This window comes from Labrenzia sp. C1B70, from assembly GCF_000475395.1.
GTDB lineage: Bacteria > Pseudomonadota > Alphaproteobacteria > Rhizobiales > Stappiaceae > Roseibium > Roseibium algicola.
The window spans coordinates 130,979-150,714 of sequence record NZ_AXCE01000004.1; the positions used below are offsets into that span (position 1 = coordinate 130,979).

Consider the following 19,736-nt stretch of genomic DNA (forward strand, 5'->3'; position numbering starts at 1 on the left):
GCCTTGTAGACCCCAACTTCCTTCGCCGTAAAGGCCTTGCGTTGTGATACTTCACGCAAGCCCCCTTTTGCGCCTATATCTTTTTGATGAAAGCCCGGTCGACCCCGGTGAGTGGTCACATTCGGAGAACAAGCCTTGAGCCTCAGCGACCTCGACAAGAGATCCCGTGAAATCTTCCGTTCGATCGTGGAAACCTATCTGGAGACCGGCGAACCCGTCGGGTCCCGGAACGTTTCGCGCAAGCTCGGCATTTCGCTGTCCCCTGCCTCGATCCGCAACGTGATGTCTGATCTGGAACATATGGGCCTGCTGCATTCGCCGCATACCAGCGCAGGCCGGCTGCCGACCGAAATCGGGCTTCGGTTCTTCGTCGATGCCCTTCTGGAAGTGGGCGACCTGACCCAGGACGAGCGCCGGGCGATCGATGCCCAGGTGCGGGCATCGCAAAAGGCGAATTCGGCGGAGCAGGTACTGACGGAAGCCAGTCAGATGCTGTCCGGCCTGTCCATGGGCGCCGGCGTTGTCTTGACTCACAAGTCGGACATGCGGTTGAAACACATCGAGTTCGTGCGCATCGAACCGCTAAAAGCCTTGGCGATCCTCGTCAGCGAAGACGGGTCCGTCGAGAACCGCGTTGTCGATCTGCCGGGTGACCTGCCGTCCTCAGCTCTGGTGGAGGCCAGCAACTACCTGAATGCCCAGATCAAGGGCCGGACCCTGTCGGAAATCCGCTCCGAACTGGAAAAGGTCCGCGATGCGGACCAGGCCGAACTGGATCTCTTGAGCCAGAAGGTCATTGATGCGGGTCTTGCGGTCTGGGGCGGCGAAAGCGCCACCGATCCGGGCACGCTGATCGTGCGGGGCCGGTCCAATCTCCTGACCGACCTGGACGCCGTTGAGGATCTGGAGCGCATTCGCCTGCTGTTCGACGATCTTGAAAGCAAGAAGGATCTTATCCAGTTGCTGGGTCTTGCCGAACAGGGCGACGGGGTGCGCATTTTCATCGGCTCGGAGAACAACCTGTTCTCGCTGTCCGGATCCTCCCTGGTGGTGTCGCCCTACAGGGACAGCAACCAGCGTATCGTCGGTGTTCTCGGCGTAATCGGACCAACCCGGCTGAATTATGCAAGGGTGATCCCGATGGTCGACTACACCGCCCGGCTGGTGAGCCGGATACTCGGATAAACCTGCCGGATACCGGATTTCCCGAGCGGGCACGGGCTTGACCTGCCGCCGCCACCACCCCCATGTGTACCCGAGATCAGCCAGACAGGACCTGACATGCTTTCGCCCGCCGAACTGGAACGCTACGCTCGCCATATCGTGCTGCAGGAGATCGGCGGCGCCGGCCAGCAGAAGCTGAAAAATGCACGTGTGCTGGTGATCGGTGCCGGCGGCCTCGGCGCGCCGGTGCTGCAGTATTTGGCAGCCGCCGGTGTCGGCACGCTGGGCGTTGCCGACGACGACACGGTGTCTCTTTCCAACCTGCAGCGGCAGGTGATCCACGATACCGACCAGCTGGGTGAGCCCAAGGTTGCCAGTGCGGCAGAAGCGATCGCGCGGCTGAACCCCAATGTGAAGGTCGAGCCGCACCCCACCCGCCTTGCCGGCCACAATGCCATGCAGCTCGTTTCCCGGTATGACCTCGTGGTGGACGGGTCGGACAATTTCGACACCCGCTACCTGGTGTCCGATGCCTGCTTCTTTGCGCAAAAACCGCTGGTAACGGCCGCCGTTGGCCAGTTCGACGGCTCGTTGACCACCTTGAAGCCCTATGAGACAGGCCCGGACGGCAGCGCCAACCCGACCTATCGGTGCCTCTTCCCGCAAAAGCCGCGCGACGGCCTGCTGCCGACCTGTGCCCAGGCCGGCATTCTGGGTGCGCTGACGGGCATCATCGGCGCTATGCAGGCCATGGAAGTGCTGAAGGAACTGACTGGAACGGGCGAGGGGTTGGTCGGCCGGATGATCCTCTTCGACGCCAGAACCGTGCGCATGGAAACCATTCGCTACAAGCGTTCCGCGAAGAACCCCCTCAACGGCGACACTCCAAAAACCTGGGCGGAGCTGCTGGAGGAGGCGTGATACGAGATCGCCCTCCCGCAGGGAGTGAGAAACCTGCTGTTGGCCGCTTCCCTCACGTCTGACCGGACAGTCTTTCGGGCAAACAAAAACCCGCCCCGGTTGCCCGGGACGGGTTCCGTGAAACTGTGGTCTGACCGACCTTAGTTCGGCTTCTGCTCAGTCGCCTGCTGGGCAGCGGCCTGCTGGGCCATGTTCTGGCGGTAGAGCTGAGCGAAATCGATCGGGTCGAGCATCAGCGGCGGGAAACCGCCGTTGCGGGTCGCTTCGGAAAGGATGTTGCGGGCGAACGGGAAGATCATGCGCGGGCACTCGATCATCACGAACGGATGCATGTGCTCTTTCGGCACGCCGGTGATCTTGAACAGGCCTGCGTAGACCAGCTCGACGTTGAACATCACCATGTCCGGGCGTTCTGCCTTGGCGGTCAGGGTCAGGACGACTTCAAACTGGTCGTCACCGATCTGCTGGGCACCGACGTTGACGTTGATATCGAGCTTCGGCTGGTCGCCCTGTGCCAGGGAGCGCGGCGCATTCGGGTTTTCGAAAGACAGGTCCTTGATGTACTGGCCAAGGATGTGCATACCCGGCGCTGCTGCGCTCTCCGCCTGCGGCTGCGCGCCGCCGTCATTGGTGTCGGTCATCATCTCATTCCGTTGCGCGGTGCTGATCTGAAATGAAGAGCTATTAAATCCCTCCGGCTGGCCGCCGGCCCGCGTGATCCGGACAGCCGTGTTAGCGGGTGGCTACCACTTACGCCTTGTCGGCACAAGAGCCCCGGCCTTGCCAGCCGCCGGAATCCGCTTCAAAAGAGGGAAGTTGCCGTTCTCCAAGAAGTCCAGATGCACGAACAACCGACATCCAATATCACCCTGCCGCACCGGCGCCTGAAACTCGACACGCTGGTGCGCCTGCGCTGGCTTGCCGTGGGCGGCCAGTCCGCAGCGCTCCTGGTCGTGCATGTCGGTCTGGGCTATCCGACGCCGGCCGGACCTGCCTTTGCCATGGTGGCCCTGTCCGCCTGGCTCAACATCTTCCTGAAGATCCGCTGGCCCTCGGCCATGCGCCTTTCGGAACGCGCCGCAGCCCTGCAGCTTGCCTATGACATCCTGCAGATGAGCGGCCTTCTGTTCCTGACCGGCGGTCTGGGCAATCCATTCGCGTTCCTGCTGATGGCGCCGGTGATGGTGTCCGCGACGGGCCTGTCAGCCCGTTACACGGTGATCCTCGGTATTCTGGCCACGGTTTGCGCCAGCCTGGTTGCGGTTTTCCACCTGCCTCTGCCATGGCCGGTGGGTGACGACTTCTCGCTTCCGATCGTCTACTCCGTCGGCATCTGGACCGCGCTCGTCTCCACGCTCGGCTTCATGGCGATCTACGCGTTCCGGGTGGCCGAAGAGGCCCGCCAGATGGCGGACGCGCTTGCGGCAACCGAACTCGTGCTTGCCCGTGAGCAGCATCTCAACGCGCTTGACGGGCTGGCAACCGCGGCCGCGCATGAGCTCGGCACACCGCTTGCCACCATCTATCTGGTGGCCAAGGAACTGACGGACGAATTCGAGGCGAGCGACCCCAGGGCCGAGGACGTGGACCTGATCCGCTCACAGGCCGAGCGCTGCCGGTCGATCCTGCGTCAGCTCACGAGCCTGTCGAGCGAGGAAGACCGGACCTACCAGCGCATGCCGGTGTCGCAACTGCTGGAAGATGTGGTCGACCCGCACCGGGGCACGGGCGTTGCGATCCACTCCACCGGGTCCGGAACCGGCGCCGAGCCGGTGGGTACACGAAACGCGGCAATCCGTTACGGACTTGGCAACCTGCTGGAAAATGCCGTCGACTTCGCCAAGACCCGCGTCGATGTGTCCGCCAGTTGGGACGAAACGACACTCTCGATTTCCATCAAGGACGACGGTCCCGGATTTTCGGTCGAAATTCTGGGCAAGATCGGCGACCCCTACGTTTCCGTGCGCGGCGGAAAGTCGCCGCAACGCGGCACCGGCGGAGGGCTTGGTCTTGGCATCTTCATTGCCAAAACCCTGCTGGAACGCACGGGTGCCAAGCTGCATCTGGAAAATTCGGCCCCACCCCAGACAGGGGCTCACATCCGCGTAAGCTGGCCGCGCAAGGTGTTTGAACAGGACGGCAGAGTGGACGAAACGGCTTTTTCACCCCATAACGGCAATAAAGCGCAAACAATGCATGCTGTGCCCGTGAATCCATCCGGGGTGCAGGAGAAGACGCAAGAATAAGACCGGTAGAGCCAAATGACGGACCAGACACCTGCCCTGAACAGTTCGGAGGACATGACCCTCCTGATCGTTGACGACGACAAGCCGTTTCAGCAGCGCCTCGCACGCGCCATGGAAAAACGCGGCTTTACGACGGAAACAGCCGACAGTGTTCAGGACGCAGCCGGCAAGATTGCCCAGAACGCCCCGGCCTTCGCCATTGTCGACATGCGGCTTGAAGACGGCAACGGTCTTGATGTCATCGAACAGCTTCGCCAGCGCCGTCCGGATGCCCGCGCCATTGTGCTGACCGGATACGGCAACATTGCCACTGCGGTCACGGCGGTCAAACTGGGGGCCATCGACTATCTCGCAAAGCCCGCCGATCCGGACGATATCGTTGCAGCGCTTGCGCGCAAGCCCGAAGACAAGGCGCAGCCGCCGGAAAATCCGATGTCGGCCGACCGGGTCCGCTGGGAACATATCCAGCGGGTGTACGAGCTTTGCGACCGCAACGTTTCGGAGACCGCACGCCGGCTGAACATGCACCGCCGAACCCTGCAAAGGATCCTGGCAAAGCGCGCGCCGCGCTGAGAAAGCCGGGGCTTCCCGCCATTGCGGGCTTGCCCTTAGACTGCCACTTTGCCTAAGTATTCCCAAACGGTGCTAACCTGCGCTCCCACGGAGATCGCTTATGCGGCTTGATGCTGCCCATGCTCTTGTTACCCCCGCGCTGAAATCCGGCCTGCTGGCCGCGTGCAGTGTGGTTCTTATGATGTCGGCTTTGCCTGCACAGGCTCAATCGGTTCCCGAAACCGTGCGCATCAACGTGGAACCGCCGCAACCCGGCATCCGGTCCATCACCGTGAACAAGAAATACCGGCCGATCATCAGCCGCGACGACAAGGGTGTGGTCATCGACACGATGGGCAGCGACAACAAGTTGCCGCCCTGTGACGTCAAGCTTGAAGTCACTCTGGAAAACAGCCGCGTCCTGCATCGGGATGCCAGCTTCTGCTCCGGCGGCACGCTTGTGGTCGACGTCTCGAACGACGGCAAGCCGGGCGCGGTCGCCCGCATCGTCGGCACAACTTCCGGAACGGCCGCCGGCCCGGTTTCCAATGCTCCGGCGGCAACACAGTCTTCCCAGCAGGATCGACCTGCCGAAGGACAGCAGACCGCTTCCAACTCCAACGGATCATCAACCCCATCCGTTGAGGAAATCAAACCACCTGCCGAAGAGGGCGGACTGAAGCCTCTCGACCAGGTCGATACCCCGATTTCCGCACCCGGCACCGAAACGGCCTCCCTGCCTGATGACATCGACACGGTAACCGGTGACGGTTATCCGGGTGCCGCCAATTCCGAACCGGTTCTGGTAAGCCCGAACGAGGCGCGCGAGTGGCTGGCCGAACCGGGTACGCAGCCCGGAACACCATCGCTGCTTCAGCACGCCGTAGCGCAAACCGACGACCGGGATTTCCGGGCCGATTGCACCACCCAGTCCGGGTTTGCCAAGATCACGTTCCAGCAGGCTCCCGCCGGGCTTCTGGAAGGCATGCCACAGGCCGTGCGCATTTCCGCAGGCGAATTCGACAGCGTCTACAATGCTTTCGGTTCTTCCAGCGCCAATGAAGCCGGCACGTCGCTGCCCGAAGTCAACATTGAAATGACCGACCCGCTGTGGGAGGCCATGATCAAGCAGTCTGCCCTGTCGATCGCGGTCGAAGGCCTGCCTGCACACGAAGTTTCCCTCAAAGGCAGCGCCAACCCGGTGCGTCTGTTCGTTGCCACCTGTGCCCAGCCTCAGCAGATCGTTTCGGACGATGCCTACGGCAGCGGTGCGGAAGAAGCGAACTCGGATCTTTCCTGCTCCGAGGCAGGCCGGGTGCGGTCGGTCGAAGCCGTCCGGCCTGGTCAGATCGTGTTCCGCAACGCCAGCCGTCAGCCCATTGAAGTGAGCTGGGTGGATTACCGCGGTGGCGAGCGGCCCTACGCGCGCCTTGAACCTGGGCAGATCCTGGAACAGCAGACCTATGTTTCCCACGCCTGGACCGTGCGCGGCTCCAGTGGCGAATGCCGGGGTATTTACGTCACCAAGACCCCGTACCGGGAGGTCGTGATCAACGGACCGGCGAACTTCGGTGCCCCCGGTAACAACGGCTTTGGTAACAACGGGTTCGGCAACAACGGCTTCGACAATAATGGCGGCACCTGGGGTGCCCCCAACGGTGGCGGTTTCGACGGTCAGCCCGGCAACGATTTCCCGTCCGGCCCCGTCCCCCCGGGATCCATCGAAGGCTCAAACCAGCCGAATTTCCAGCAACAGCAGACGGCGCGCGCCAATGTGGCCGACTACCTGTGCACCGCCGGCATAGATCTGAATGTCGTGTTTTCGCCGGACATGCAGTCCGCGACCGTTGCCGAAATGGGCTATGGCGCAGTCACCCTGCAGAGACAGGGCAGCGCCAACACGTTCTATTACGAATCCCAGGGGCATGTGCTGAAGGGCCAGGTTCAGAATGCCACCTGGTCCCGTCCCGGATTGCGGGACGTGTTCTGCGCCCGCAGATAAATTTCAGACACACCTGTAAAAAACGTCAGGTTTAATACTTGGTAGAAATCCGGACTGTCTGACAGTTTTCGGAGCCTTAATCGTTTTAACGGCATAAATCTTCTGTCTTCTTAAGCATTTGGTCAATTATTGAGAGGAAATCTTGTCGGACAGAGTTCGATAGGAATCACTTAACCATGTCCTTCGCCCGTTGGCCCATTACCTGGAAGATCAGCCTCCCGATCGCGACCATCCTGCTGTTCACAGCCGCGATCTGTGTGGTCAGTCTCAACAGTCTTTATTCGGCGATGTTCGCGGAACGCCTCAAAAAGATTGAAGAAATCACCGAAGGCGCGGTTTCGATCGCCGCCTATTACCATGGCCAGGAAGCAAGCGGGAAAATGACCCGCGAAGAGGCCCAGGCCTCAGCCCGGGAAGCCATTGGCGCCATCCGGTTCGAAGGCGACAACTATGTCTTCGCCTATGACTACCAGGGCATGAACCTGGTTCATCCGAACGCAAAGCTCGTCGGTACCAACATGATCGGCTTCTCCGACAAGACGGGTGTGAAGATCGTTGCCGAACTGATCAAGGATGCCAAGGCCGGCGGCGGTTCGCTGCTCTATTACTGGCCGCGCACAGCCGGCGAAGAACCGATTGAAAAATATAGCTGGGGTTCCGGTTTCGAGCCCTGGGGCTGGATGATCGGCACCGGGGTTTACGTTGACGATCTCGAAGCTGCCTACTGGAGCGCTGCCACTTCGATCATCGCCCTGGCGCTTGTTGGTGCCCTGATTGCGACCGGCATTGCCTTTGTCGCCGTCCGTAACACGGTTCGCCCGCTGCGCGCGCTGACCGACAACATGAGCCTGCTGGCCGATGGCAACACCAGCATCACCATTGACGGCACCGACCGCGGCGACGAAATCGGCCAGATGGCAAGCGCCATGGAGGTTTTCGTCCGCAACGAAGCTGCACGGCGCGAACTTGAAGAGCAGCAGAATTCCAGTCAGGAAGACGCCGCCCGCAAGGGAGCTGAAATCCAGCAGCTCAGCGGCGACTTCGATCGTCAGATCATGGAAATGCTCAACATCATCGACAGCTCCGTGCAGAACCTGCAGGCTGCTTCCGCCGACATGACCGGCGTCGCGGCACAGACCACGGAACAGAGCGGTCGCGTTTCCAACGCCTCCTCCCAGGCAGCCCACAACGTTGAAACCGTTGCGGCGGCGGCGGAAGAACTGTCGGCCTCGGTCAACGAAATCCGCCGTCAGGTGCAGTCTTCCAGCGAGATTGCGGCCCGCGCTGCCGGAGAAGCCCAGGCAACCAACCAGCGCATGCATGGCCTTTCCGAAAGCGCCAGCCGCATCGGCGAGGTCGTGAACCTGATTCAGGCGATTGCCGAGCAGACCAATCTCCTGGCGCTTAACGCGACCATCGAGGCGGCACGCGCAGGCGAAGCCGGCAGGGGATTTGCGGTCGTTGCGGCGGAAGTCAAGGAGCTGGCCACCCAGACTTCAAAGGCGACCGAGGAAATTTCCAGCCAGATCACGGCGATCCAGGATGAGACCGGTCATGCGGCCAGTGCCATCTCCTCGGTTACCGAGATCATCAACAACATGAACGAAATCGCCTCGTCCATTGCCTCTTCCGTGGAAGAGCAAGGCGTCGCGACGCAGGAGATCGCCAGCAACGCGACCGAAGCCTCGCGTAGCACGGTTGAAGTGACCACGAACATCGAGACCGTTGCAGCGGCTGCCGAAAACACCCGCGACACCGCGGAAAAGGTCGATAGCTCGGCCCAGCAGCTGAAGGAAAACGCCTCGATGCTGCGCAATCAGGTCGGCACCTTCCTGCAGGAAGTCCGCAAGCGCTCCGTGGCCTAAGGTCCGGCCACCAGACGCAAAAAGCCCGCAGTCCCTCAAAGACTGCGGGCTTTTTCGTGTCTGCTTCCAAGTGGTATGTCAGCCCGGCGGGGTAGTCAGAAGGCCTTCTCCAAGAACCTTGAAAGCGTCGATCACCTTCTTCAGGTCCGCTTGCGGGTCATCGCTTGCCGCAATCCAGAGCGCTGCATTGAAGGCAGCGCCGTTCAGTAGCCGCGCAGCGGCTTCCGCGTCGACGGGTTTTACCAGGCCTTCGGCGATCAGACGTTCAAGCGCATTGGTCGTTGTCTGCAGGCAAACATTCTGGCTCGGCCACTGTGACGGATCGCCAAGTACGGATGGTCCGTCCAGCAGCACGATACGCTGCACTTCCGGCTTCAGAGCCATCTCGATATAGGCGATGCCTTCTGCCATGAGCGACTCCCATTCGCTCCCGCCAAGCCGGCTGGCGGCTTCCTTGGCTTCGGCTGCAATTTCGCCATCGAGCTGATTGACCACCGCCTGCAGAAGACCCTTCTTGTCTCCGAAATTGTGATAAAGCGCGCCGCGCGTCAGGCCGACAGAAGCGGTCAGTTCATCCATGGACGCAGCCGCGTAGCCCTGTTCGGCAAAGGCTTTTCGCCCTGCCGCTATCAGCTTTGCCCGCGTTTCCTCCATCATTTCGGCTCGTTTTCCAGGCGCCATCCTTACCTCGCAAATTCGCATACGTCGCGTATGCCAATTGACATACGGCGCGTATGTGAGCTATTCACATACGCAGCGTATCTCAATAAGCGCTCCCCGTTAAGCCCGGTTTCACACCGAAGCTCCAGCCTTGAAAGGACTGAACATGACCAAGAGCCAACCCGTTTTTCCGGAAGGCCGCCACGCCCTTTATGACACGCATAAATATTCGGCCGCTCTTCGCTCCGGCGACCTTCTTTTTGTATCCGGTCAGGTCGGCAGCCGCGCAGATGGCACGCCTGAACCAAACTACGAAGATCAGGTGCGCCTGGCCTTTGAAAACCTGCAAGCCGTGCTCAAAGCGGCCGGCTGCGGACTGGACGATATCGTCGACGTCACGACCTTCCACACGGACCCGGAAAACCAGTTCGAGAGCCTGATGAAGGTGAAGGACGAGGTTTTCGAAGAAGCGCCTTATCCGAACTGGACGGCTGTCGGCGTCAACTGGCTGGCCGGTTTCGATTTTGAAATCAAGGTCATCGCACGAATTCCCGGCGACGCCTGACACCTTTTCGGCAGACCTGCCTTCCGGTTTCATCGAGCCTGAAGGCAGGCCGGGCCGAAACCAACTCTTCAACGGTTGCAAGCAGCGACGTGGCACACCACGTGCGGAAAGCGCTGGGAGACGGACACTGACCTTCTCCAGCGCATGTCTGCCGATGCATGTTCAATGGAGACCAGGTTATGAACGACACCACGAATTGGCACCTTTCCGAAGAAATCCGGACATCTGCCGGTGTCGTCATGGCGGGCCGGGCGGGTGAAGGGCCGTCGCTGGTGCTCGCACACGGCTGGCCGTGGTCGTCCTGGTCCTGGCATCGGCTCATTCCGGTACTCTCCAGGAAGTTCCGCGTCCACTGGTACGACATGCCTGGATACGGCCAGTCGGCAAAGTCACCTGATCAACGCACATCCCTCGACATTCAGGGCAAGGTCTTTGCCGAAATGCTCGATCATTGGCAACTCGAACGACCCTCGGTCGTGGCCCATGACTTTGGCGGGGCAACAACGTTGCGGGCGCATCTTCTGCACGGCTGCGATTTCGAGAAATACGTCTTGATGAACGTCGTTGCCCTCAGCCCCTGGGGGTCGGAGTTCTTCGATCACGTCGGCCGCCATGTGGAAGCCTTTGTCGGGCTCCCGCCGCATATCCACCGCGCGGTTGTCGATGCCTATATCGGCGGCGCCCTTGTCAACGAAATCGGGGCCGAGGCCCGCGCGGCACTGGCAAAGCCCTGGCTGACCGAAGAAGGCCGCGGCAGCTTCTATCGCCAGTTCGCCCAGGCAGACGAAGCCTATACCAACGAGATCGAACCGCTTTACGGCGACATTCGGTGCCCGGTGAAGATCCTTTGGGGAGAGGACGATCCGTGGATCCCGATCGACCGGGGCCGGGCTCTGCATGAAGCCATTCCGCAGTCGACATTCGAAGCGCTGCCGAACGCCGGCCACCTGCCGCAACTCGAGGTGCCGGATCTTGTTCTGGCCAAGCTGGGTGCCTTCCTCTGAGGGACAGGCGTCAGCTGCAGCTCAGATCTTGCGCAGGGCGACCTTGGCAATCTTGTGACTGGAATCCTTGGTCAGGATCAAGTCTGCACGAGGCCGCGTCGGCAGGATGTTTTCGCGCAGGTTGACCAGGTTGATGTCGTTCCAGATGCGATTGGCGGTCGTAACGGCTTCCTGATCGGTAATCCGCGAATACTTATGGAAATAGGATCCCGGATCGCGGAAGGCTGTCTCGCGCAGGCGCATGAAGCGGTCGACATACCAGTTCAGCAGCAGGGTTTCATCGGCGTCGATATAGACCGAGAAGTCGAAGAAATCCGAAACGAACGGCACCGCGCGCCCGTCCTTGGGCAATTCGCGCGTCTGCAGCACGTTGAGGCCTTCGACAATCAGAATATCGGGCCGGTCGACCGTCACCGTGTGGCCGGGCATGACATCGTAGTAGAAGTGCGAATAAACCGGTGCCCGGACGAACCGCTTGCCTGCCTTGATGTCCGACAGGAATTTCAGCAGACGTGGCCTGTCGAAACTTTCCGGAAAGCCCTTCTTGGACATCAGCCCTTCGGCTTCCAGCACCGCGTTTGGATACAGAAACCCGTCGGTGGTGATCAGGTCGACCTTGGGACTGGCCGGCCAGCGGGCAAGTAGCTCACGCAGCACGCGCGAAGTGGTCGACTTGCCGACGGACACCGACCCGGCAACACCGATGATGAACGGTGTCTTGCCGTCACGCGTGCCGAGGAAGTTCTGCGTTGCCTGAAAGATGCTGATGGTTGCTTCGGCATAGAAGGCAAGCAGACGGGAGAGCGGCAGGTAGATTGTCTCGACCTGCTCGATCGAGACCGGCGCATTGAGGCCCTGCAACTGGGCCACCTCATGCGCATCCAGCGTCATGGGCGTGTCCGCACGCAGTCTTGCCCACTCGCGCTCGGTGAACACCTGGTAGGGGGACAGATCCATGTCCAGGGCCGTGGCGACTTTCTGATCCATTACTTCGCAGTTCCTGCTGCGCGGCTGAACGCCGGATCCGGTACAGAGCCTGCAGGCCCTGGATTATTCCTGAGGCCGGGACGCCTTTTCTTCCAGTCCGGTCTGTCCCGTACGGCTCGCAAGCTCCTTCATAACATCCCCGAGGGGGACATTGGAGACATTGAGAACCACCAACAAGTGATAAAGCACATCGGCGGCCTCGGCCGTCAATTCCTGCCGGTCCTTCTGAACGGCGGCAATCGCCGCCTCAACCGCTTCTTCCCCCAGCTTCTGGGCGCATTTGGCAACGCCCTTGTTGACGAGCTTGCGCGTATAGGACTTGTCGTCCGCGCTATTCGCACGTGCAGCAATAATGGCGTCCAGATCTTCCAAAGTGAAGTCGGTCATTCGGCTAGTTCCCTTGAGGCCGTTTCAGGCGTCGAGGCGCATCGGTACGCCGGCATCGTTCATGTAGTGCTTGGCTTCCTGAATGGTGTATTCGCCAAAGTGGAAGATCGAGGCGGCCAGCACCGCAGTGGCATGGCCATCACGGATGCCTTCCACCATATGATCCAGGTTGCCGACACCGCCCGAGGCGATCACCGGCACCGGCACCGCATCGGCAATCGCCCGGGTGAGGGCGATATTGTAGCCGGACTTGGTGCCATCCCGGTCCATGGACGTGACCAGCAGTTCGCCGGCACCCAGTTCGACAACCTTCCTGGCGAACTCAACAGCATCGATGCCGGTGGCATTGCGGCCGCCATGGGTGAAGATCTCGAATTTTTCCGGTTCGCCCGGAGCGTTGACCTGCTTGGCATCGATGGAAACGACGATGCATTGCGCGCCGAATTTTTCCGCCGCTTCGCGCACGAAATCCGGATTGGTAACGGCCGCCGTGTTGATCGACACCTTGTCGGCTCCGGCAATCAGCAGCTTGCGGATGTCTTCCACCGTGCGCACGCCGCCACCGACGGTAACCGGCATGAAACAGGCTTCGGCCGTGCGCCGGACAACGTCGTAGATCGTGTCCCGACCCTCGTGACTGGCGGTGATGTCGAGAAAGCAGAGCTCGTCCGCCCCGGCCGCATCATAGGCCTTGGCGGCTTCCACCGGATCACCGGCATCGACCAGATCCACAAAGTTGACGCCCTTGACGACACGGCCGTCCTTGACGTCGAGACAGGGAATGACACGGGCTTTCAAGGTCATGATGCTTTGCTCCGCGCGGCCAGGATCAATTCCATGGCCTCTTTCGGATCGAGACGGCCATCGTAAAGCGCACGGCCAGAGATTGCCCCTTCCAGGATAGCGCAGTCCGGCTCCAGCAGACGGTGAATGTCGTCGATCGACGCAAGGCCGCCCGAGGCGATGACCGGAATGGAGACGGCGCGGGCAAGGTCCAGCGTCGAGGGAATATTGAGCCCCTTCAGGACGCCGTCACGATCGATATCGGTATAGATGATCGCCGCAACGCCTGCATCCTCGAACTGCCGGGCAAGATCGACTGCGGTAAGTTCGGACGTTTCCGCCCAGCCCTCGACGGCGACATAGCCGCCCTTGGCATCAATGCCGACGGCAACTTTGCCGGGGAACTTGCGGCAGGCTTCCTTCACCAGGTCCGGATCGCGCACGGCAACAGTGCCCAGGATGACGCGGCTGATGCCTTTGTCCAGCCAGGTTTCGATATGTTCCAGCGTCCTGATCCCGCCACCCAGCTGTACCGGGTTCTTCGTTGCCCCCAGAATGGCATCGACAGCCGCGCCGTTGACGCTCTCGCCGGCAAAGGCGCCGTTGAGATCGACCACATGGAGCCATTCGAAGCCCTGATCCTCGAACGCCCGGGCTTGCGCGCCCGGGTTGTCGTTGAACACGGTTGCCTGGTCCATGTCGCCCAGTTTCAGGCGAACGCACTGGCCATCCTTCAGATCGATGGCGGGAAAGAGGATCATGTCGCTTTAAATTCCTTCAACGATGACGATTTCGCCATCGGCTACCTTCTGGCGGATTTTCACCGCTTCCTGATATTCCGGCGAATTATAGCAATCCACCGCGTGCTGGAAGCTCGGAAATTCGATGATGACGTTGCGCGCCCGGCCCGGGCCTTCGATGGCATCGGTCTTGCCGCCGCGGGCAAGGAAATTGGCGCCGAACCGCTCGAAAGCGGGCTTTGCCGTTTCCACGTATGCCGGATATCCGTCGGCGTCATGCACGTCGACACGGGCGATCCAGTAACCTTTGCTCATGTTGGCCTCCCAGGCGCTTTTAGATTAAGGGGTCCAGTCCAGGAAATTGGCGATCAGCTCCAGACCGAGCCGTTGGCTTTTTTCCGGGTGGAACTGTGTGCCGATCATGTTGTCCTTCGCCACCATGGCGGTGAAGGTGCCGGCATAGTCGAACGTTGCCAGGCGGTCTTCCGCCCTGGCACAGGCAAAGTGGAACGAATGCACGAAATAGGCGTGCAGGCCATCCGGTCCCGTTTCCAGCCCCTTGAAAACCGGGTGGCTTTCCGGACGGACCTCAATGGTGTTCCAGCCCATGTGGGGGATTTTCAGCGTCTTGTCTGCCGGTTCCATGGCTGTAACGTCGCCTTCGACCCAGCCAAGACCTTCAACGGTCTCGAATTCCAGGCCGCGGCTTGCCATCAGCTGCATGCCGACGCAGATGCCGAAGAACGGCTTGCCGTCCTTGCGAACGACCTGTTCCAGCGCCTCGGGCATGCCTTCGACAGCCCACAGGCCGCGCTTGCAGTCGGCAAAGGCGCCGACACCCGGCAGCACGACACGGTCGGCCTTCAGTACCCTTTCGGGGTCGGACGTCACAATAACGTCGGGCGTGTGGGCGTGGGCGCGGGCCGCGCGCTCAAACGCCTTTTCGGCCGAGCGCAGGTTGCCCGAGCCGTAATCGATAATCGCAATTGTCATTGACGGGTCTCCGGACCGAGGGTCAGGCCCACCACCTGCTCGCTACCGATCCTCGGGATGATCGGTTGGGAGGCGGGGCGCTGTTGCCGGTCGATTTGAGGTCTGGGCGGCGACACTCGGTCAGCCGCCTTGTGGAGAAATCGGAGTTCGGCTTCGCTCTTGTTGTGCGCGTCGACGATGCCGACAACGCGCCAACCCTTGCGCTCCAGCGACCAGCGGCGCAGCGCCTGGGCCTCGAGGCCGAACAGGATGGAGGTGAAGAGGGCAACGACGGCCATGGCTTCCTGACTGACGGACAGCGCCAGCAACTCGATCACCAGCGTCGCGGCGAGATAGCCAAGCAGCACCAGCCACATGCGGTTGACCAGCAGCCAGATGACGGCAAACAGGAACGCAAGTGTCGAGAAGCCGTCCGGAACGAAGGCGAGCCTGTCGGTCTGGCGAGGATCGCCAGCCACGTCTTCGAATTCTGGCGGAGCCATCACAACATATGTGCTCATGCGCCGTTTCCTGCCCTAGCTGCCGAGCTGGCCCTTGGTGGTCGGAATGCGGTCTGCCTGCCGCGGATCGATCTCCACCGCCTTGCGCAAGGAGCGCGCAACCGCCTTGAAGCAAGTTTCGGCGATGTGATGGCAATTGGAGCCATAAAGGTTGGCAATATGAAGGGTAATCCCGGAATTCATCGCAAATGCCCGGAAAAACTCCTCGAACAGCTCCGTGTCGAATTCACCGATCTTGTCCCGGTCGAAGGTGACGTCCCAGACCAGGAAGGGACGGCCGGACACATCCAGCGCGCAGCGGGTCAGCGCTTCATCCATGGCAAGATGGGTATCGGCATAACGGGTGATGCCCGCCATGTCGCCCAGCGCTTCGGAAATTGCCTGGCCCAGCGCAATGCCGGTATCCTCGACCGTGTGGTGAAAGTCGATATGAGTGTCGCCATCGGCACGGGCCTTGATGTCGATCAGCGAATGTCGCGACAATTGCTCCAGCATATGGTCGAAGAACCCGACGCCGGTCTGGACGTCGTATGCGCCCGTGCCGTCCAGGTTGATCTCGACCGCGATGCGGGTTTCCTTGGTGTCGCGCGATACACTCGCTGTGCGCATGTGCTGATGCCCCGTGGGTAATGGGAAAGAAGAACCGCGGTGTTGTAGCAGCCTGAACCGTCTAAGAAAATAGCGGTTTCATAGTGAAAGGGTTCTGTGGCCGGACTATCTTGCAGACAGGCAAATCGGCATTCGTCTGTCGCCGCGTTCCTGAAATCCATTTTGGGGGAAATCCATCATGTACAAAAAAGCCATTTCAGAAGGCGGGATTGCCGTCGTTACCGGTGCTGCCAGCGGCGTCGGACTGGCCGCTGCCACCCGCTTCGCCCAGGCAGGACTGGGCGTCATTCTTGCCGATCTGCCCGGTCCGGCCCTTGAAGAGGCAACGGAAAAGGTGCGTGCCGCCGGTACGGTCGGTGTCGATATTTTCGCGGTTCCGACCGATGTCGGTGACATGGCGCAGGTGGAAGCCCTGGCCGAGAAGGCTTTTCAGACCGGGCCCGTCGCGGTCCTGATGAACAACGCCGGCATCAGCCTGCCGACCTCTGCCTGGGAGGACTTCGACAATTGGGTCCGCCTGATGGACATCAATTTCTACGGCGTCCTGCGCGGTGTCCATGCCTTCACGCCGCGCCTGATCGAGGCTGCCCGCCCGGCGATCATCGTCAACACCGGATCGAAGCAGGGCATCACGACACCTCCGGGAAACCCCGGCTACAACACCACCAAGGCAGCCGTGAAAGTGCTCAGCGAACAGCTTGCCCATGAACTGCGGCAGGCCGGTGCGCCCATTTCGGTGCATCTGTTCGTGCCTGGGTTCACCTACACGGGCATGACCGCAAGCCACTTTCCGGAGAAGCCGGACGCGGCCTGGACCAGCGAGCAGACCGTCGATCATTTCATCGAACGGATGTCAGCGGGCGATTTCTACATCCTGTGCCCGGACAATGACGTCGACAGCACCAGGGACAATCGCCGGGCAGAATGGGCCATCGGCGATATCATTGAAAACCGGCCGCCGCTGTCGCGCTGGCATGACGACTACAAGGATGCCTTTGCAGAATTCGAGCGAACAGGCAAGGCGTAGTTCTGGGTAGTTCTGGCGCTGGGCGATCCTTGGTGCTATGCACTGGCACCTGCCCCAAAATCCGAGGATCTGCCCATGCCGACCAGCCCTTTCTCCCCGAAAACCGCTCTGGATCGCCTGATGCTGCCTGTCGACGTGCCGACGGTTGCCGAGGCCGAGAAGCTGGTAAAGCAGACTGAAGGCAAGGTCGGTGTCTACAAGATCGGCATGGAACTTCAGTTTGCCGGCGGGCTGGAATTCGCCCGTGACCTGGCGCGTGACGGCAAGAAGATCTTTCTGGACGTCAAGCTGCACGATATCGACAACACCATCGAAAAGGCCGTACGCAATGTCGCCAAGATGGGCATGACCTTCATGACCCTGCATGGCTACCCGAAAACCATGCGTGCTGCCGTGAAAGGCCTGCGGGAGGAGGGTAATCCCGATCTGTGCCTGCTTGGGGTGACGGTGCTGACCTCCATGGACGAGCAGGACCTGGTCGATGCAGGGTATCGCGGCCCGATTGGCGATGTGGTGGAAGCGCGGGCGAAGGACGCCCGTGTGGCTGGCATGGGCGGCATCGTCTGCGCCGCCACCGAAGCCACAAAAATGCGCGCCATCCTTGGAGACGAGCTTGTGATCGTCACCCCCGGCATCCGCCCTGCCGGCAGCGACGCCGGAGACCAGCGCCGGGTGATGACCCCGGCGGACGCGATTCAGGCTGGTAGCGACTACCTGGTGGTCGGCCGCCCGATCAGCCGGGCCGAAGATCCGGGTGCGGCGGCCGATGCCGTGGTTGCCGAAATAGAAGAGGCGCTGAACCTGCCGCCGCTAGTCGATAACACCGGTAACCGGAAAGCCGCATCCTTCGGCAACTTTTCGATATGACGCGGTAAATCCGCTCAGGGAAGCGGTATAGATGAGGCCACTCGGTCCGACGATATCGATCTGCCCGTTTCGTTGCATCGCCTGCAGGACGCGCTGAGCGTCCTCAATCGGGAAATAGGTCTGGGCGACGGCGAAACCGTCTTCATCGAAATAGGCTTGGACCGTTGCCTGCGCGCTGTCGCCGTCATCAAAGACGAAATTGACCTTCTGATCATTCTGAAGAACCGTCGCATGGCCGCGGACGGCACGTTCCGTCAGCTGGACACCGGGGAAGAAGTCCGGCGGCAATGCATCGCTGTTGGACGTCGCAAAGCCTACGGTGGGCAGGCCGTCGCCGCCGGTCCACATGGTGCAGTTGATACGAAAGTCTTCGCCCGTATCAAACGACTGAATCTCTACATTCCAGTCCTTGTAGGAAAAATACTGTTCCTTGGCCTGAACAGCGGAAGCGGCAAGCAGGCCGAGTCCGAGGCCGGTCAAAATTCTGAATGTCATCAAAAGGTCCCCGAAAAGGTAGGATGACGCCAACTCAACACCGAAAACCTTAAAATAAGTGACTGATGTCAGGCGTTTTTTGGCATCACCCTTGTCGGGTCCCACTTCCTCTCCTGAACAACGCGAACCGGGTTCCGCCATGCTTTCCCGGGATGACACTAGTGCTTTCCGGAACCGTTTCTTTCCCTGGAGAGAAGGGGTAGAGGCCGGTTGACCAAGGCCAGAAAAAAACCACCGCCGAAGCGGTGGTCCAGTTTGCTACAATCACGTGATCTCAGGTCACGCTGCCTGGTTGTCTCCATTGGCCGCAGACCGGAGAACCATGCCGTAGAGGTCACGCGGGTCGTCCGGATCAGCCAGCAGGTCGAGCTTCTCGAAGTGACCGGTTCTGGGCAGAAGATCGCGGACGTAGCGCAGGGCGGCAAAGTCCTCGATGGCAAAGCCGACGCTGTCGAACAGCGTAATCTGGTCCTGCGAAGCGCGGCCTTCTGCCTTGCCGGCGTAGACCTGCCAGAGTTCGGTAACCGGATGATCGCGGTCGAGCTGCTGGAATTCACCCTCGATATGGGTCTGGTCCGGGAACTCGACAAAGATATCGGACCGCAGCAGGATATCGCGATGCAGCTCGGTCTTGCCCGGGCAGTCGCCGCCGACCGCGTTAATGTGAACGCCGGTGCCGACCATGTTGTCGGTCAGGATCGTCGCCGATTTCTTGTCCGCGGTTACGGTGGTGATGATCTGCGCGCCTTCGATCGCATCTTCCGGCGTCTTGCAAATGGTCACGTTCAGCCCGGAAGTGGCGAGGTTGCGGGCAAGGCGCAAACTTGCAGCGCTGTCGATGTCGTAGGCGCGGATGTCGGTGATCCCGAGCATGTCCTTGAACGCCAGGCACTGGAAGTCGGACTGTGCGCCATTGCCGACGATCGCCATCGTGGTGGACCCCTTGGGTGCCAGGTATTTGGCGGCAAGCGCCGAGTTGGCTGCCGTGCGCAAGGCCGTCAGGATGGTCATCTCGGTGAACAGCACCGGATAGCCGGTCGTCAGGTTCGACAGAACACCGAAGCCGGTAACAGTCTGCAGACCATCACGGGTGTTGCCGGGATGACCGTTGACATACTTGAAGCCGAAGGTCTTGCCGTCACTGGTCGGCATCAGCTCGATGACACCCTGAGGCGCATGCGCCGGAATACGCGGTTTCTTGTCGAAGCTTTCCCATCGCAGGAAATCCTGCTCGATATATTCGGCGATGCCACGCATGAAGGTTTCGACGCCAATCGCGCGGACATTGCGCATCATGTTGTCGACGCTGACGAAGGGCACATAGGCCAGATCCGACGGCAGGAGATTGATGGGGCTGTTTGACATTGTT

22 protein-coding genes are annotated in these 19,736 nt (G+C 60.8%); 10 read left to right on the forward strand and 12 right to left on the reverse strand.

Going from position 1 to position 19,736, the window contains the following annotated elements:
• Positions 1–111 precede the first annotated feature (111 nt).
• Together hrcA and Q666_RS38860 are read left to right on the forward strand one after the other, a co-directional pair.
• Positions 112–1,185 (forward strand): heat-inducible transcriptional repressor HrcA, encoded by a 1,074-nt coding sequence (gene hrcA, locus Q666_RS38855; protein WP_031269953.1) that lies wholly within the window; start codon positions 112–114, stop codon positions 1,183–1,185.
• Between the two features lie 96 nt (positions 1,186–1,281).
• Complete coding sequence (locus Q666_RS38860; protein WP_023002408.1) at positions 1,282–2,085, forward strand: molybdopterin-synthase adenylyltransferase MoeB; 804 nt, start codon at positions 1,282–1,284, stop codon at positions 2,083–2,085.
• A 140-nt stretch (positions 2,086–2,225) separates the two neighbouring features.
• Here the strand turns inward: Q666_RS38860 and secB are convergent, their stop codons facing one another.
• Positions 2,226–2,726, reverse strand: coding sequence for a protein-export chaperone SecB (secB, locus tag Q666_RS38865; RefSeq protein ID WP_031269955.1), 501 nt, complete (start codon positions 2,724–2,726; stop codon positions 2,226–2,228).
• A 198-nt stretch (positions 2,727–2,924) separates the two neighbouring features.
• On the opposite strand from secB, the gene Q666_RS38870 reads away from it, so the two are divergent.
• The 4 genes from Q666_RS38870 to Q666_RS38885 all read left to right on the forward strand — a co-directional run bounded on the left by Q666_RS38870 (position 2,925) and on the right by Q666_RS38885 (position 8,750).
• Entirely contained in the window at positions 2,925–4,331 is a 1,407-nt protein-coding gene (locus tag Q666_RS38870) for an ActS/PrrB/RegB family redox-sensitive histidine kinase (RefSeq protein WP_023002410.1), read from the forward strand.
• A gap of 15 nt (positions 4,332–4,346) precedes the next feature.
• Entirely contained in the window at positions 4,347–4,904 is a 558-nt protein-coding gene (locus tag Q666_RS38875; protein WP_031269958.1) for an ActR/PrrA/RegA family redox response regulator transcription factor, read from the forward strand.
• A gap of 100 nt (positions 4,905–5,004) precedes the next feature.
• Positions 5,005–6,885 (forward strand): hypothetical protein, encoded by a 1,881-nt coding sequence (locus Q666_RS38880; protein WP_023002412.1) that lies wholly within the window; start codon positions 5,005–5,007, stop codon positions 6,883–6,885.
• Between the two features lie 176 nt (positions 6,886–7,061).
• Positions 7,062–8,750, forward strand: a complete 1,689-nt coding sequence (locus Q666_RS38885; protein WP_023002413.1) for a cache domain-containing protein — start codon at positions 7,062–7,064, stop codon at positions 8,748–8,750.
• Positions 8,751–8,828: 78 nt separating this feature from the next.
• Here the strand turns inward: Q666_RS38885 and Q666_RS38890 are convergent, their stop codons facing one another.
• A complete protein-coding gene (locus Q666_RS38890; protein ID WP_023002414.1) occupies positions 8,829–9,407 on the reverse strand; it encodes a TetR/AcrR family transcriptional regulator in 579 nt (192 codons plus the stop codon).
• Positions 9,408–9,576: 169 nt separating this feature from the next.
• Here Q666_RS38890 and Q666_RS38895 point away from each other — a divergent pair, with 169 nt between their 5' ends.
• Together Q666_RS38895 and Q666_RS38900 are read left to right on the forward strand one after the other, a co-directional pair.
• Positions 9,577–9,975, forward strand: a complete 399-nt coding sequence (locus Q666_RS38895) for a RidA family protein (protein ID WP_031269960.1) — start codon at positions 9,577–9,579, stop codon at positions 9,973–9,975.
• Positions 9,976–10,154: 179 nt separating this feature from the next.
• A complete protein-coding gene (locus Q666_RS38900; RefSeq protein ID WP_031269962.1) occupies positions 10,155–10,979 on the forward strand; it encodes an alpha/beta hydrolase in 825 nt (274 codons plus the stop codon).
• A 21-nt stretch (positions 10,980–11,000) separates the two neighbouring features.
• On the opposite strand, the gene coaA is transcribed toward Q666_RS38900, so the two are convergent.
• The 8 genes from coaA to hisB form a co-directional block, all read right to left on the reverse strand.
• The gene (coaA, locus tag Q666_RS38905; protein WP_023002417.1) at positions 11,001–11,966 is read right to left on the reverse strand and encodes a type I pantothenate kinase; all 966 of its coding nucleotides are present in this window, start codon (positions 11,964–11,966) and stop codon (positions 11,001–11,003) included.
• A gap of 63 nt (positions 11,967–12,029) precedes the next feature.
• Complete coding sequence (locus Q666_RS38910) at positions 12,030–12,353, reverse strand: phosphoribosyl-ATP diphosphatase (protein ID WP_023002418.1); 324 nt, start codon at positions 12,351–12,353, stop codon at positions 12,030–12,032.
• 24 nt (positions 12,354–12,377) lie between these two features.
• The gene (hisF, locus tag Q666_RS38915) at positions 12,378–13,157 is read right to left on the reverse strand and encodes an imidazole glycerol phosphate synthase subunit HisF (protein ID WP_023002419.1); all 780 of its coding nucleotides are present in this window, start codon (positions 13,155–13,157) and stop codon (positions 12,378–12,380) included.
• On the reverse strand, positions 13,154–13,897 hold the full coding sequence (gene hisA, locus Q666_RS38920; RefSeq protein WP_023002420.1) for a 1-(5-phosphoribosyl)-5-[(5-phosphoribosylamino)methylideneamino]imidazole-4-carboxamide isomerase: 744 nt from the start codon (positions 13,895–13,897) through the stop codon (positions 13,154–13,156). Before hisA ends, hisF begins: the two co-directional genes overlap by 4 nt.
• 6 nt (positions 13,898–13,903) lie before the next feature.
• Positions 13,904–14,191: a DUF1330 domain-containing protein gene (locus tag Q666_RS38925; protein WP_023002421.1), complete on the reverse strand. Its 288-nt coding sequence runs from the start codon at positions 14,189–14,191 to the stop codon at positions 13,904–13,906.
• Positions 14,192–14,215: 24 nt separating this feature from the next.
• A complete protein-coding gene (gene hisH / locus Q666_RS38930; protein WP_023002422.1) occupies positions 14,216–14,869 on the reverse strand; it encodes an imidazole glycerol phosphate synthase subunit HisH in 654 nt (217 codons plus the stop codon).
• Positions 14,866–15,369: a DUF2628 domain-containing protein gene (locus tag Q666_RS38935; protein WP_031269963.1), complete on the reverse strand. Its 504-nt coding sequence runs from the start codon at positions 15,367–15,369 to the stop codon at positions 14,866–14,868. Before Q666_RS38935 ends, hisH begins: the two co-directional genes overlap by 4 nt.
• 15 nt (positions 15,370–15,384) lie before the next feature.
• Positions 15,385–15,978 carry an imidazoleglycerol-phosphate dehydratase HisB gene (gene hisB, locus Q666_RS38940; RefSeq protein ID WP_023002424.1) on the reverse strand — a complete coding sequence of 198 codons (594 nt, stop codon included), beginning with the start codon at positions 15,976–15,978 and terminating at the stop codon, positions 15,385–15,387.
• Between the two features lie 178 nt (positions 15,979–16,156).
• On the opposite strand from hisB, the gene Q666_RS38945 reads away from it, so the two are divergent.
• Both Q666_RS38945 and pyrF read left to right on the forward strand, forming a co-directional pair.
• Positions 16,157–17,005 carry an SDR family NAD(P)-dependent oxidoreductase gene (locus tag Q666_RS38945; RefSeq protein WP_023002425.1) on the forward strand — a complete coding sequence of 283 codons (849 nt, stop codon included), beginning with the start codon at positions 16,157–16,159 and terminating at the stop codon, positions 17,003–17,005.
• A gap of 75 nt (positions 17,006–17,080) precedes the next feature.
• Positions 17,081–17,872, forward strand: coding sequence for an orotidine-5'-phosphate decarboxylase (pyrF, locus tag Q666_RS38950; protein WP_023002426.1), 792 nt, complete (start codon positions 17,081–17,083; stop codon positions 17,870–17,872).
• Here the strand turns inward: pyrF and Q666_RS38955 are convergent.
• Complete coding sequence (locus Q666_RS38955; protein WP_139314178.1) at positions 17,816–18,367, reverse strand: hypothetical protein; 552 nt, start codon at positions 18,365–18,367, stop codon at positions 17,816–17,818. The two genes, pyrF and Q666_RS38955, sit on opposite strands and share 57 nt — an antisense overlap.
• Before the next feature lie 279 nt (positions 18,368–18,646).
• Positions 18,647–19,732, reverse strand: coding sequence for an ornithine cyclodeaminase (locus Q666_RS38960; RefSeq protein ID WP_023002428.1), 1,086 nt, complete (start codon positions 19,730–19,732; stop codon positions 18,647–18,649).
• Between the last annotated feature and the right edge of the window lie 4 nt (positions 19,733–19,736).